The sequence below is a fragment of the Mesorhizobium sp. BR1-1-4 genome (assembly GCF_020165375.1).
Lineage (GTDB): Bacteria > Pseudomonadota > Alphaproteobacteria > Rhizobiales > Rhizobiaceae > Mesorhizobium > Mesorhizobium australicum.
In genome coordinates, this window is the sequence record NZ_JAIUIB010000001.1 from 497,799 (window position 1) to 511,714 (window position 13,916).

Here is a 13,916-nt window from a genome sequence, read left to right on the forward strand (position 1 = left end):
TGCAACCGCTTGGCGTTTAGCAAGGCCGCGTCGCACAGCGCCGCGCGCCTCTTTGGCGCGCGAAGGACGCCGTGCAAACCGAAACGCATTCTTTCTAGGACGGCTCACCATGGCAACGAAGCATCTTTTCCTGCTCCCCGGCGACGGCATCGGCCCCGAGGCGATGGCCGAGGTCAAGAAGCTGATCTCGGCCATGAACGCAAAGCTCGGCAGTGGCTTCGTCACCGACGAGGGCCTGGTCGGCGGCTGCGCTCACGATGCGCACGGCGCGGCGATTTCCGACGCCGACATGGAAAAGGCGATGGCTGCGGACGCGGTGCTGTTCGGCGCCGTCGGCGGCCCGAAATGGGATGCCGTGCCTTACGAGGTGCGCCCCGAAGCCGGCCTGCTGCGCCTGCGCAAGGACATGGAGCTGTTCGCCAATCTCAGGCCCGCCATCTGCTATCCAGCGCTGGCCGCGTCGTCCTCGCTGAAGCAGGAAGTCGTCGAAGGCCTCGACATCCTCATCGTGCGTGAGCTGACCGGAGGCGTCTATTTCGGCGAGCCCAAGCAGATCATCGATCTCGGCAACGGCCAGAAGCGCGGCATCGACACGCAGGTCTACGACACGTTCGAGATCGAGCGCATTTCGGGCGTCGCTTTCGAGCTCGCGCGGACCCGCAAGAACCATGTCACCTCGATGGAAAAGCGCAACGTCATGAAGTCGGGCGTGCTGTGGAACGAGGTCGTCACCCAGACCCACAAGGCACGCTATTCCGACGTCAAGCTCGACCACATGCTGGCCGATGCCGGCGGCATGCAGCTGGTGCGCTGGCCAAAGCAGTTCGACGTCATCGTCACCGACAATCTGTTCGGCGACATGCTGTCCGACATCGCCGCCATGCTGACCGGCTCGATCGGCATGCTGCCGTCGGCCTCGCTCGGCGCGCCTGACGCCAAGACCAAGAAGCGCAAGGCGCTGTACGAGCCGGTGCACGGTTCGGCACCCGACATTGCCGGCAAGGGCATCGCCAACCCGATCGCCATGATCGCCTCCTTCGCCATGTGCCTGCGCTATTCCTTCGGCATGGTCGACGAAGCCGACAAGCTTGAAGGCGCTATCGCCGCCGTGCTCGACCAGGGCCTGCGCACCAAGGATATTTTCTCCCCCGGCATGACCGAGGTCGGCACGGTCGAAATGGGCGACGCGATCATCGCCAAGTTCCTGGGATAATCAGCGGATCTCGCCGGCAAGCTGCCGCAGCAGACCGACGAGCCGCGCCTCGTCCACCGGCTCGAAAAACGCTGAGTCGGCGGCCTCGACGGCGACGATCGCTTGCTGGGCGGCCGCCGCCCCGGCGGCGGTGACGCGGATCACCTTGGCCCGGGAGTCCCGGGAATCGGCTTCGCGTGCGATCAAACCCTTGGCCTCCAGCCGGGCGACGACGTCAGAGGTCATCTTCACCTCCGTGCCGGCCTGGGCGGCGAGCTGCACCTGGTTGGGCGGTTCGCCATTGCGGCCAAGCCACATCGCCGAGGCGAGCAGCACGAACTGGACATGCGTCAGGTCGAGCGGCGCCAGCGCCGCCGTCATGAGGCGCTGCCAGCGCATGGTGGTTCGCCAGAGCAGCAAGCCGGGGCTCTCCGACGGCCCGCCCTTGAAGCGCGTGTCGAGTTCAGCCATGGTTCGCCAACGCCTCCGCCTGCTCGAACAACTTGGCCATCGACACGTCGAAATCGCCACTGATCTGGGGCCCGAGTTCCGGGCCGACCTCGGCGGCCGAAGGACCTGAGATATCGAGCCGGTGCGTCACCTGCGTGCCGCCTTCGACAGGCACCAGAGTGTGCCGGAACAGCAGCTTGGTGTCGCCGAACGAAGTTTCATCGGCATAGGTCACGTTTTCGACGAGATCGACGATGGTCGATTCGAACGTGTCCTGACCGACCGGCGTAACCGAGACGCGGGTGCCCTTGGCGAATGGCCCATGCAGCACGAAGGTATCGGAGCCTTCATAAGTCAGGCGGCCTTCATGCAAGGCCTTGAGCGCATTCCAGATGGCTTGCGCAGGAAGGGGGGAAGTCGCGGTGTATTCATTGGTCCACATCGTCTTGCTCCATTCACCTATTTAATCTGCACATAGACTATCTGTGCACGGATTAAATAGCAAGCGGAATCTTCGTCTGTGACGAAGATCGGCTGAACCGTCGTTTTTGGAGTGACTTTTCGAGGGATCTGGCTCCTAAACCCTGACTCCCGCCGGTATCGGTCCCCACTGGTTTTCACGCGCCTGGGTCGGGATCAGCGCGAAGACCAGGATGATCAGGCTGCCGATGCTGGGGATCAGGATCACCAGATAGAGCCAGCCCGACAGGCCGATATCGTGCAGCCGGCGCACGGTCATGCCGAGGCCGGGCAGGAGCGTCGCCAGGAGGAAGGTGCCGCAGAGGCCGACCGTCACCACCGCCGAGACATCTGTGTCGAAATTGCCCATTTCGATATCGGTGAAGATGCCGATGCCGCCGACGATCAGCAGGCAGACCACCCAAAACAGGCAATAGCCCCAATATTCCTTGCGGCGGGCGCGGCCGGCGAAGTTGAAGTAGTTCTGCGTCAGTCCACGCCAGAAATAGCCCCAGAGATCACTGGGTTCGGCGGTTGCGCTCTCGCTGGATCGGCCGAAATGCTGCGCCTGCCCGCCCGCTGTGGATGCGGTGCCGGCTTGGGCCGGTGCCGCATCTATTGCTGCGCCAACCGTCGAGTTCACGGCCGGGCTTGCGGTGGTTTGGCCAGCGATCGAAAAGACGTCGCGCGCCTGGCCGCCGCCCGGCTGGAACTCGACCGCCGTCCCGTTGGGCATGGCGGTTTGCCGACGCAGGTTCTCGCGGGTGAAAGTGTAGCTGCTGCCGTCGGCTCCGGTGATGAAGCCGAAGCCCTGGTCCTGGTCATAGTGAAGCACTTCGCCGCGCATCCGCCCGCCCCCTTATAGCCTGCTCCCTGCCAAAGATGTGGCACAGGCCCAAGCCCATGGGCAAGCCGCCCATAGCTATGACAGCCAAGCGTTCCGATGCCTGCCGCGCGTCCCTGGCCGGGCACATCGCCAGACAGCTCCGGCCGACACTGGCGTCGGCAAGCTGGGCGGCCATCAGGGCCGGCCTGAAGCAGAGCGCGGCCAGTCTGGATTCTTACGAAGGCCGCTTCTTCGCCTTCTTGTTTTTTGGCGGACCGGCATTGTCGAATTTCGGCTTGCCCGGCTTCTTCGCCCACGGCTTTGCCTCATGCGTGGTGGCCGGACGCTGGTCGACTGAAGCCGGTGCACGCTTCTCGAATTTGCGCTTCGGCGCGTTCGGGTCGAACGGCGCCTTGCCGCGATGCGGCTTCTTGTCCGGGCTCGGCGGCTGATAGCCGGCCCGCGACAGGTCCGGCGTGCCGTCCAGCCGCCTGACCACGATGTTGCCCTGCAATTTGCGGTCGGGACCGATCGCGGCGAGAAAGCGCTCCGCCCAGTCGGCGGCGATCTGCACGAACGTCTCTTCCGGCTGCATCTTGATGGCGCCGATCTCGCGCTTGGAAATGCTGCCGGCACGACACAGCATCGGGATCAGCCAGCGCGGCTCGGCATTCTGCCGGCGCCCCACCGACAGCGAGAACCAGACGCTGTCGCCGAAATCGTCGCGGCGGCTGGGCGCCTCGTCGCGATGAGCGAACTTTTCGCCCGCCGCTCTTTCACGCGATGGCGTGAAAGGCGCGACGTCCATGAGATCCTCGGGCGCCGAGCGGCTGGCGCGGCATTGGCGCACGAAGGCGGCCGCCACCTGTTCGGCGCCGTGCCGGCTAAGAAGCGCATCGATGAACTCGCGCTCGTCATCCTTGACCGGTTCGTCGAAAGCCGGGTCGGCAAGAATGCGCTCGTCGTCGCGCCGCATCACGTCGTCGGCCGAGGGCGGGCTCGCCCAGGTCGCCGTCAGCTTGGCGCTTTGCAGCAGCCGCTCGGTGCGCCTGCGGGCGCTGTTAGGCACGATCAGCGCGCTGACGCCCTTGCGCCCGGCACGTCCCGTGCGGCCGCTTCGGTGCAGCAGCGTTTCGGGATTGGTCGGCAGGTCGGCGTGGATCACCAGCTCGAGATTGGGCAGGTCGATGCCGCGCGCCGCGACGTCGGTGGCGATGCAGACTTTCGCGCGGCCGTCGCGCATCGCCTGCAGCGCGTGGCTGCGTTCGTTCTGGCTGAGTTCACCCGAGAGCGCCACGACGGAAAAATTGCGGTTGTTGAAGCGTGCGGTCAGATGGTTGACGGCGGCGCGCGTGTTGCAGAACACCAGCGCGTTCTTGGCCTCATAGAAGCGCAGCACGTTGATGATGGCGTTCTCGCGGTCGGCCTGGGCTACATTCAGCGCCCGATACTCGATGTCGAGATGCTGCTTTTCCTCGCCGGCGGCCGAGATGCGCACGGCATCGCGCTGATAGCCCTGTGCGAGCGTGGCGATGGAGCGCGGCACGGTGGCCGAGAACATCAGCGTCCGGCGCTCGGCCGGTGCGGCATCGAGGATGAATTCGAGGTCCTCGCGAAAGCCGAGGTCGAGCATCTCGTCGGCCTCGTCGAGAACCACGGCCTTCAGCGTCGACATGTCGAGCGAATGCCGCGTGATGTGGTCGCGCAGCCGGCCGGGCGTGCCGACGACGATGTGGGCGCCGCGCTCCAGCGCGCGCCGTTCGGTGCGCATGTCCATGCCGCCGACGCAGGACGCCACCGTGGCGCCGGTTGGCTCATAGAGCCATTCGAGCTCGCGCGTCACCTGCAGCGCCAGTTCGCGTGTCGGCGCCACCGCCAATGCCAGCGGCGCCGCTGCCGGGCCGAAACGTTCCGCGCCGTCGAGCAGCGTCGGCGCCATGGCAAGGCCGAAGGCGACGGTCTTGCCCGAGCCGGTCTGCGCCGACACCAGCGCGTCGGCCTGGCCGAGCTCCAGCACCGCCTTCTGCACCGGTGTCAGGTCGGAATAACCGCGTTTTTCCAGCGCTTGTGCCAGCGCGGGAACAATACCATCGAAATTGGACATCTCGTTCTTTCGGAATTCAGGGTTCTGCGCTCATCATGGAGCACATGCCGGGGGCTGGCGGCGCCAGCCAAACAATCTTGGCCGTTCGTACTTCCTGCCGCCCTTCTTGTACAGGGTGCCATGAAGGCTATGCGGCGTGCCGCCAATTGACTCCTGCCGCAAACCGCGTAAAAGCCCGCTTCGAACGGGATCGTTTTTCGATGCGCGGCCTTTTGATGGCTCTTCTTGCATTCGATGCCCCCAGCCTCAATGCGAATCATTGGGCCGGGCGCGTCGCTGCGTCGCCTCGTTCCGGCAAAACCCTATTCTTGGCCAGGAAAACCACCAAAAGCACCACCAAAACGGTGTGATTCCCTTGGCCTAACCACCCTCTCCCGGGTCCGGCCCGGGGGACGGAACCCGCACTTGGCCGGCGGGTTTTCTCCAAAAACCAAGCGGAGAGGGACAGGAGATTTTTATGAGTTTCAAGGTTGCGATAGTCGGCGCCACGGGCAATGTGGGCCGGGAAATGCTCAACATCCTGGAAGAGCGCGGCTTTCCAGTGAGCGAAGTCGTGGCGCTCGCCTCGCGGCGCAGCATGGGCACGGAAGTGTCGTTCGGCGACCGCACGCTGAAGGTCAGGCCGCTCGACCAGTATGATTTTTCCGACACTGACATCTGCATCATGTCGGCCGGCGGCAATGTCTCCAAGGAATGGTCGCCGAAGATCGGCAAGCAGGGCTGCGTCGTCATCGATAATTCGTCGGCCTTCCGTTACGACCAGGACGTGCCGCTGATCGTGCCCGAGGTTAACCCGGACGCGATCTCGCTGTTCACACGCAAGAACATCATCGCCAACCCGAATTGCTCGACGGCGCAGCTCGTCGTGGCGCTGAAGCCGCTGCATGATTTCGCCACCATCAAGCGCGTCGTCGTCGCCACCTACCAGTCGGTATCCGGCGCCGGCAAGGAAGGCATGGACGAGCTGTTCACGCAGACGCGTGCGGTGTTCGTCGCCGACAGCGTCGACGTCAAGAAGTTCACCAAGCGCATCGCCTTCAACGTCATCCCGCATATCGATGTCTTCCTCGATGACGGTTTTACCAAGGAAGAATGGAAGATGGTCGCCGAGACCAAGAAGATGCTCGACCCCAAGATCAAGCTGACGGCGACCTGCGTGCGCGTGCCGGTGTTCATCGGCCATTCGGAAGCGGTCAACATCGAGTTCGAGAAGCCGATCACCGCCGATGAGGCGCGCGACATCCTGCGTGATGCGCCGGGCTGCCAGGTCTTGGACAAGCGCGAGGATGGCGGCTACATCACGCCGCTGGAATCGGCCGGCGAGGACGCCACCTTCATCTCGCGCATCCGCGAGGATTCGACCATCGACAACGGCCTGTCGATGTGGATCGTCTCCGACAATCTGCGCAAGGGCGCGGCGCTGAACGCCGTGCAGATCGCCGAGCTCCTGGTCGAGCGCGGCCTTATCCAGCCGAAGAAGAAGGCGGCATAATCCCGCTCACGGGCCGCACCGCCGCTGCCGCGGCTGGCCCTCCGCGAGGGCGCCGGACGACCGGCGGCCCGCTGTCGCGGGCCCGGCCCCCGGCCGTTAGCCCTCTTCTCCCCGTCACTATACGGGGAGAAGGTCCCGGCAGGGGCATGAGGGGCGGCGCTGGCCTGTCCATTTTGGCGCTGCGACTCATGAGATTAGCCGCTTTGCGCCGATTTCAACTCGCACTATCCACACTCAGTTCGCGCAGCATCGCCATCGCCTCCTCCGCCCGCCCAGCCGGCACGAACAGATGGTCGTGGTAAAAACCCGAGACCGGATTGACGCCCATGCCGGCGGCGGCTAGGCGCGCGGTGATGGCGGCAAGGAAGCCGACGGCTTCCAGCGATGAGTGGACGTTCAGCGTGATCATCCGGCAGCGGAACGAGGCGGTCAGCTCAGTGCTCCGGGCGGCTTCCTCCGTCACGATCAGCGTCGTGCCTTCGCGCTCCCGAAACGCCATGACCGGTTCGAGGCCTTCGGGCTGTGGAACGCCAGGCGCCAGCGTGGCGAAGACATAGATGCCATCGCGCAGTTCCGGCATCATCGACGCCAACAGAGTGCTCAGATCGGTCTCGCCCGTCATTTTTTTCCTCGCCTGCATCGGGACGGCAGCAGCTTCTCAATATCCGCAAACAGCACACACCGGTAGTCGACACACGGACGACATGGCAATGTCGCTGGCGGCCGGGCTTGCATGGCCGCCGCATCGCACAATACAGGAGCTGAGGGCCGACGCTCGCCCGTGAAAGGCTCCCGAATGATCGTTCGTCCGCGCCCCACCTTCCTGCAGCTGTTCTTCATCATGCGTGGTTCGGTGGTGCCACGCATCCTGCCGCAGATTTTCGGCTTCGCGATCTATTCGGTGGTCATCCTCGTCGTGGCGCGCCGGTTCCAGCTCGATCTCGGCGTCTTCAACATCACGCCTTTCGGACTGGTGGGCGTGACCTTGTCGATCTATCTGTCGTTTCGCAACAACGCCGCCTATGATCGCTGGTGGGAGGCGCGCAAACTGTGGGGCGCGCTGGTCTTCGAAATCCGCAATCTGGCCCGCGCCACGACAAGCCTCATTCCCGATCGGGCCGAGCAGCGCGCCCTGCTGATGGAAGCGCTGGCCTTCTGTCATTTTCTGCGCGGCCAGTTGCGCAAGATCGACAGCGTCAAGGAGGTCCATGCCTTCATCGAGGCTGAAGCCGGGACGGCCGCTAGTTTCGCCAATCCGGCGGACGAGATGGTCAGGCGCATGGGCCGCCGTGCCAATGCGCAGCGCCGGGCTGGCGACCTCGACACGATCGGTTTCCGCATTCTGGATGAGAGGCTGGCGTCAATCACCGCCATCCAGGCCGGCTGCGAGCGGATCGCCGGCACGCCCTTGCCCTTCGCCTACACGCTGCTGGTGCACCGCACGGCCTAAATCGTGTGCCTGCTGCTGCCGATTGGCCTGATCTCGACCACCGGTTGGGCAACGCCATTGTTCACGGCGCTGATCGCCTACACCTTCTTCGGCCTCGACGCGCTTTCGGAAGAGCTTGAGGATCCGTTTGGCACCGAAGCCAACGACCTCGCGCTCGACGGCCTGTGCCGGGTCTGCGAAATCTCGGTGTTCGAGGCCTTGGGCGAGACGCCACCAAAGATGCTGTCGGCCGAAAAGTTCTATCTTTCGTAACGCCGCACCGTCAAAAATCCGAACATTTGTCGGATCGACGCCTCATGGAACGTCCTTGGGTCGACCCCACCGAAAAAGGGGCTGACCATCAGGAGGACACCCAATGAGCATTTCTCAAACCGCGCCCGTCTCGGCTGGCGCCCTGTGGATCGGCCGGGCGCTCAGCGGCCTCATCGTCCTGTTCATGATCTTCGACGGCGCCATCAAGCTGCCGCCGCTCGACGTGGTCACCCAGACGATGGTGCCGCTTGGGTGGCCAGCCGATCCCAACGTCGCGCGCATGCTGGGCGTCATCGGCCTGGTCTCGACCGCGCTCTACGCGCTGCCGCGCACCTCCGTGCTCGGCGCCCTCCTGCTCACCGCCTATATGGGCGGCGCCATCGCCACCAATGCGCGCATCGGCAATCCGCTGTTCTCGCACATGCTGTTCGGCGTCTATCTCGGCATCATCCTATGGGGCGGCCTCTATCTGCGCGACCCCAGGGTTCGTGCGCTGATCCCGTTCAGCCGATAGCTGTTCCGAGCCAAGAACAGCGTCCACTTCGCCTGCACGCCATCGGGTGGCAATACCGCCGATGCGGTCTGTTTGGGCGAGCAGCGTCGCGATCTTCGTTCTCCTCGGGATCAAATTAGCCGTCTGAGAGTTAAGCACTTGGCGGCGAGACGGCGATCCGCGTGTGAGAGGAACGACAAATGAAGAAAATACTGACCATTCTGGTGCTGACGACGGCACTGGGTGCATGTTCGCAAACGGAAAAAGGGGCTGCCGTGGGCGGCCTGGGCGGTGCTGCGGTTGGCGCGGCCGTGGCCGGAGATCCGGTGCAGGGCGCTGTTGTCGGCGGTGCGGTCGGCGCCGTGGCCGGCGCGCTGATCGGCCATGCCAGCGAAAGCGGCCAATGCCGGTACCGCGATCGCCATGGTCGGGTCTATGTCGATCGCTGCCCAAGCGGTTATTGATCGGCCTCAGTCCAAACATGAAGAGCAAAACGGCGGGCTTTTGACCCGCCGTTTTCGATCGATGAATTGGCCGCGACTCGCTTGAGACAGCCGCCGCCGCGAGCCGCGCTACAACAGCTCCCGAATGTATCGCCAGGCGTCCCGTCCCAGATCCGCATCGGCGCGGTCATTGCCGCCATGCGCATGCGAGCTTGAGCGCGGGGTGGTTTCGCCAGGCAGGACGATGCGGTGGCCGGCGCCGGGGGCCGAAACCAGGCGCGTGGCCTTTCCGGCGTCTTGCCTACGCTGGACAATCGACGCGGCAAATTCCAGGGACGGCCACAGCGCGTCGTCGCCGCCCGCGACCAGCATGACCGTCGCCGAAATTTCCTCGACGGGAATGGCGGCCTTGCCGGCCTCCTTCTTGAAAGCGGTCAGGCAGTGTTCGAAAAGCCCTCGGTAGGACACGAGGCCATCGACGTAGCGTGCCTTCCAGTTGGGGTCGGCCGGAACAAAGGGGAGAGGGCGCCCCTTGAGTGTCCACGACGACCGCTCGGGCCAGCTGACGCCGTCGCGGCCCGGCCCGATGTTTCCCCAGACCACCGATGTCGGGCTGATCGCGACAACGGCGTCGATGCGCGGGTCATGCGTCGCCACGAGCAAGGCCGCCTCGGCACCTTTGGACGTGCCGACATAAACGATGCGCCGGCATCCCAAACCGACAAGACGGTCGGTCGCGGCGAAAAAAATCTCCAGGGGGATTTCGCATATGCCTGGGATCTGGTCTTGGCCGCCAAACCACCGGAGGGCAAGGGCAGAGACGCCCACATCGGCAAACAGCCTGGCGCGCCCGACGTCGACGCGGCCGCTCGATCCGCTCAGCACCACGACACCTGTCGTGGCCTCGGGGCATCGCAACAGGGTTCCGGCGACGAAGCCGGACAGGATTTCCTCCGCGACTGCCCGTTCGTCCATCCGATCCTCAGCCGGAAATCAGAAGCTTTCCAATGAAACAGCAAAGGGCAGGTGAGTGACAAATGCAAACAACAAAACGGCGGGCACAGGCCCGCCGTTTTGTTCCCGCAAGGAATAGGACGCGATTACTCGGCGGTAGCGGCTTCCGCTTCGGCCGGTGCGGCAGCGGCCGAGGCGACGGCGGCAGCGGCGTCTTCCTGGGCCTTCTTCAGCAGGGCGGCGCGTTCCTGCGCCTTCTTGCCGGGCTCGGCCTTCTTCGGGTTGGAGCGGGCTTCGCGCTTGGCAAGGCCGGCCTCATCGAGGAAGCGCAGCACGCGGTCGGTCGGCTGGGCGCCGTGCGACAGCCAATGCTTGACGCGGTCGGCGTCGACCTTGATGCGCTCGCCGTCCTTCGGGAGCAGCGGGTTCCACGAGCCGAGCGACTCGATGAACCGGCCGTCGCGGGGCGAACGGGCGTCGGCGACGACGACGTGGTAGTAAGGACGCTTCTTCGAGCCCGCACGGGCCAGTCTGATCTTCAGTGCCATTTCTTTTCTCCTAAAAGCTCTGATTTCGTTTGATAAGTCAGGGTTTCTTCAACCCGTTTTCGTCACGCCGTTGGCAGCGGCGATCTGTTCGTGGTGCCGGATCACTTCGCGGACGACGAAGTTGAGGAATTTCTCCGCGAAATCCGGGTCGAGATGCGCGTCATGCGCCAGCTGGCGCAGGCGGGCGATCTGCTGCTGCTCGCGCGCCGGGTCGGCCGGCGGCAGGCCATGCTCGGCCTTGAGCACGCCAACCGCCTTGGTGCAGCGGAAGCGCTCGGCGAGCATGTGGATGAGGGCCGCGTCGATGTTGTCGATCGAGGCGCGGTAGCCGGCCAGGATGGTGCGGGCCTCGGCCATGTCCTTTTCTTCGTTCATAGCGTCCTCACTTTTTCTTGCCGAGACCGGGCAGGCCACCACCGCCGCCAAGGCCGGGAAGCTTCATGCCGCCGGGTAGGCCGGGCAAGCCGCCGCCGGGAAGACCGCCGGGCAGGCCCTTCATGCCGCCGAGGCCGGCGGCCTGCGCCTGCTTCTGCAAGGCTTCGAGCTGCTTGGGGTCCATCTTCGACAGATCGGGCATGCCGCCCATGCCGCCGGGCATCATGCCGCCCCCCAAACCACCAAGGCCCATCTTGGAGGCAAGGCCACCCATCATGCCGCGCATCAGGCCGCCGCCTTTGCCCTTGCCGCCCATCGCCTTCATCATGTCGGCCATGCCGCGATGTATCTTCAGGAGCTTGTTGATCTCGGCGGCATCGGTGCCGGAGCCGGCGGCGATGCGCTTCTTGCGCGAGTGCTTTAGAATGTCGGGATTGGCGCGCTCGGCCTTGGTCATCGAGGAGATGATCGCGAGTTGGCGGCCGAACATCTTGTCGTCGAGGCCGGCGGCGGCCATCTGGTCCTTCATCTTGCCCATGCCGGGCATCATGCCCATGATGCCGCCCATGCCGCCCATCTTCGACATCTGCTGAAGCTGCTGGGCGAGGTCGTTCAGGTCGAACTTGCCCGACTGCATCTTCTTGGCCATCGCCGCCGCCTGCTCGGCATCGATGTTCTCGGCGGCTTTTTCGACGAGCGAGACGATGTCGCCCATGCCCAGGATGCGGTCGGCGATCCGCTTGGGGTGGAATTCCTCCAGCCCATCCATCTTTTCGCCGGTGCCGATCAGCTTGATCGGCTTGCCGGTGACGGCGCGCATCGACAGCGCGGCACCGCCACGGCCGTCGCCGTCCATGCGGGTCAGGACCAGGCCGGTGATACCGACGCGCTCGTCGAAGCTTTTCGCCAGGTTGACGGCGTCCTGGCCGGTCAGCGAATCGGCGACCAGCAGGATCTCGTGCGGGCTCGACACCTTTTTGATGTCGGCCATCTCGACCATCAGCGGCTCGTCGATATGGGTGCGGCCGGCGGTGTCGAGGATGACGACGTCATGGCCGCCGAGCTTGGCCGCCTGCACGGCGCGCTTGGCGATATCGACCGGGTTCTGGCCTGCGATAACAGGCAGCGTCGCCACCTTGACCTGCTCGCCGAGCTGGCGCAGCTGCTCCTGCGCGGCCGGACGCCGCGTGTCGAGCGAGGCCATCAGGACCTTCTTGTTCTGCCGCTCGGTCAGCCGCTTGGCGATCTTGGCCGACGTGGTGGTCTTGCCGGAGCCCTGCAGGCCGACCATCATGATGACGACCGGGGCCGGTGCGTTGAGGTCGATGGCGACACCCTCGGCGCCGAGCATGTCGACCAACTCGTCATGGACGATCTTGACGACCATCTGTCCCGGCTTGATCGACTTCAGCACCGCGGCGCCGACGGCCTTCTCGCGCACCTTGTCGGTGAAGGACCGCACCACTTCCAACGCCACGTCGGCCTCGAGCAGCGCACGGCGCACCTCGCGCAGCGCTGCCGAGACATCCGCCTCCGACAGCGCGCCGCGGCCGGTCAGGCCGTTCAGGATGGAGCCAAGACGCTCCTGCAGCGATTCAAACATTCGTTTTCCTTTTCCCTGGCACCCGGATGGTGCCCGAGAGGTAATGCGTTCGCGCCCAGTCTCCAAGCAAAAGCCAGTCCAAGCAAAAGCCCAAAACCAAAAAGCACCCGGGGGCGCACAGCGCTGCCGGGTGTTGGCCTCCAGGATCTGTTTACAGCACTCGGCCTCAAAGAGGTTTCGGCATCCTGGTCGGCTTGCTCGGAGGGATACTCGTCGCGGAATTGGTGGGCTGTAGACAGGAATTTGGCGCGAGAGTCAAGGCAAGGCCGGTGTCGCGCCGTTTCCCGGGCCGCGATCAGGCCGTGCTCGGGCCGTTGGGGACCTGGGCTGAAACCCTCAGCGGCGAGCGCGGATGCAGCAGCAAAACAATCGTCAGCAGGCTGCAGGCAATACCGATGAGCGCAATGAGGATGGCATCCGATATCATCCAGCCCGGTCCCTCGAGCGGCTTTGCAGTGAACAAGGCGAAGGAATTGTAGCTCTCCTGATGCGAGATCAGCAGGAAGCCGGTGAGGTTGTTGCCAAGATGGGCGCCAAGTGCCGCGCCGAGATTGCCGGTGGCGTAGACCACGAGGGTCAGAAGCAGCGCGAAGGCAGCGATCGACACCAGCACGCTGGCGTTGATGGCGGCCGACGAACCGCCGCTCCAGTGCAGCGAGGTGAACAGCAGGCCGGGCAGCAGCGCCCAGGCGAACGGGCTTCTGAACCGATTGGCCAGGCCACGCAGCAGGTAGCCGCGAAACAGCATCTCCTCCGACGACGTCTGCAGCAGCGTGAGCGCGGCGATCGGGATCGCGAACAGCAGCCATGACGACAGGCTGATCGTGCCGCGCGCAATGCTGGGCTGCAGCAGATAGAGCAGGATTTCGGACAAGGCCGAGGTGATCAGCACCGCGATCAGCCCCTTGAGGAAGTCCGGTCGCGCTATGCGGCGGCCGGCGCCAAGCAGTGCCGACAGCGGCTCGCCATGCACCCAGCGCATCACGATCCACAGGCCGATCCAGATCCCCGCGAAAGAGGCGAGCGCGCAGAGGATGCCGATGGGCGAGGCGAGAAAGCCTTCCATGCCGTATGGCGAAGCCGCCGCCCCCTGCCAGGCGAAGTAAACATGGGTGCCACCGAACAGCACGGCCGCGGTGGTGGCGGCCCAGAACAGGACGACGATCAGCGTTCCCAGCAACAGGCGCGGCAAGGTCGTCCTGGCGTTCGGCGTGTTGCGATAGCGCTCGAAGGCAGTGTCGTCGATCGTCACGCTTGTCCTCGATCCCAATCCAT

14 protein-coding genes and 1 pseudogene are annotated in these 13,916 nt (G+C 64.7%); 5 read left to right on the forward strand and 10 right to left on the reverse strand.

Translation table 11 applies throughout. The features are described from left to right. The first annotated feature begins 109 nt into the window (after positions 1–109). Complete coding sequence (gene leuB, locus LB571_RS02510) at positions 110–1,213, forward strand: 3-isopropylmalate dehydrogenase (protein ID WP_140660421.1); 1,104 nt, start codon at positions 110–112, stop codon at positions 1,211–1,213. Here the strand turns inward: leuB and LB571_RS02515 are convergent, their stop codons facing one another. The 4 genes from LB571_RS02515 to LB571_RS02530 form a co-directional block, all read right to left on the reverse strand. After that, a complete protein-coding gene (locus LB571_RS02515; protein ID WP_140660420.1) occupies positions 1,214–1,663 on the reverse strand; it encodes a MarR family winged helix-turn-helix transcriptional regulator in 450 nt (149 codons plus the stop codon). After that, positions 1,656–2,084 carry a polyketide cyclase gene (locus tag LB571_RS02520; protein ID WP_015314969.1) on the reverse strand — a complete coding sequence of 143 codons (429 nt, stop codon included), beginning with the start codon at positions 2,082–2,084 and terminating at the stop codon, positions 1,656–1,658. Before LB571_RS02520 ends, LB571_RS02515 begins: the two co-directional genes overlap by 8 nt. A gap of 135 nt (positions 2,085–2,219) precedes the next feature. Further along, a complete protein-coding gene (locus tag LB571_RS02525; protein ID WP_224592022.1) occupies positions 2,220–2,948 on the reverse strand; it encodes a DUF805 domain-containing protein in 729 nt (242 codons plus the stop codon). Between the two features lie 214 nt (positions 2,949–3,162). Continuing rightward, a complete protein-coding gene (locus LB571_RS02530) occupies positions 3,163–5,031 on the reverse strand; it encodes a DEAD/DEAH box helicase (RefSeq protein WP_224592025.1) in 1,869 nt (622 codons plus the stop codon). 457 nt (positions 5,032–5,488) lie between these two features. On the opposite strand from LB571_RS02530, the gene LB571_RS02535 reads away from it, so the two are divergent. Then, a complete protein-coding gene (locus LB571_RS02535) occupies positions 5,489–6,523 on the forward strand; it encodes an aspartate-semialdehyde dehydrogenase (protein WP_023774477.1) in 1,035 nt (344 codons plus the stop codon). 214 nt (positions 6,524–6,737) lie between these two features. Here the strand turns inward: LB571_RS02535 and LB571_RS02540 are convergent, their stop codons facing one another. Further along, positions 6,738–7,145: an ACT domain-containing protein gene (locus tag LB571_RS02540; protein WP_140712215.1), complete on the reverse strand. Its 408-nt coding sequence runs from the start codon at positions 7,143–7,145 to the stop codon at positions 6,738–6,740. A gap of 174 nt (positions 7,146–7,319) precedes the next feature. Between LB571_RS02540 and LB571_RS02545 the strand changes: the two are divergent. The 3 genes and pseudogenes from LB571_RS02545 (at position 7,320) to LB571_RS02555 (ending at position 9,182) form a co-directional block, all read left to right on the forward strand. Then, positions 7,320–8,225: pseudogene (locus tag LB571_RS02545) on the forward strand (bestrophin family protein). Between the two features lie 103 nt (positions 8,226–8,328). Then, positions 8,329–8,739, forward strand: a complete 411-nt coding sequence (locus LB571_RS02550; protein ID WP_224592027.1) for a DoxX family protein — start codon at positions 8,329–8,331, stop codon at positions 8,737–8,739. Positions 8,740–8,918: 179 nt separating this feature from the next. Then, positions 8,919–9,182 (forward strand): YMGG-like glycine zipper-containing protein, encoded by a 264-nt coding sequence (locus LB571_RS02555; RefSeq protein ID WP_015314961.1) that lies wholly within the window; start codon positions 8,919–8,921, stop codon positions 9,180–9,182. Positions 9,183–9,290: 108 nt separating this feature from the next. Here the strand turns inward: LB571_RS02555 and LB571_RS02560 are convergent, their stop codons facing one another. From LB571_RS02560 to LB571_RS02580, 5 genes are all read right to left on the reverse strand, one after another. Beyond that, a complete protein-coding gene (locus LB571_RS02560) occupies positions 9,291–10,136 on the reverse strand; it encodes an acyl-CoA thioester hydrolase/BAAT C-terminal domain-containing protein (protein WP_140874515.1) in 846 nt (281 codons plus the stop codon). A 125-nt stretch (positions 10,137–10,261) separates the two neighbouring features. Continuing rightward, positions 10,262–10,663: a 30S ribosomal protein S16 gene (rpsP, locus tag LB571_RS02565; RefSeq protein WP_023774471.1), complete on the reverse strand. Its 402-nt coding sequence runs from the start codon at positions 10,661–10,663 to the stop codon at positions 10,262–10,264. Positions 10,664–10,711: 48 nt separating this feature from the next. Then, on the reverse strand, positions 10,712–11,038 hold the full coding sequence (locus LB571_RS02570; protein ID WP_224592030.1) for a chorismate mutase: 327 nt from the start codon (positions 11,036–11,038) through the stop codon (positions 10,712–10,714). Between the two features lie 7 nt (positions 11,039–11,045). Beyond that, positions 11,046–12,641: a signal recognition particle protein gene (gene ffh, locus LB571_RS02575; protein WP_224592033.1), complete on the reverse strand. Its 1,596-nt coding sequence runs from the start codon at positions 12,639–12,641 to the stop codon at positions 11,046–11,048. 295 nt (positions 12,642–12,936) lie between these two features. After that, positions 12,937–13,893, reverse strand: a complete 957-nt coding sequence (locus LB571_RS02580) for a CPBP family intramembrane glutamic endopeptidase (protein ID WP_224592036.1) — start codon at positions 13,891–13,893, stop codon at positions 12,937–12,939. Between the last annotated feature and the right edge of the window lie 23 nt (positions 13,894–13,916).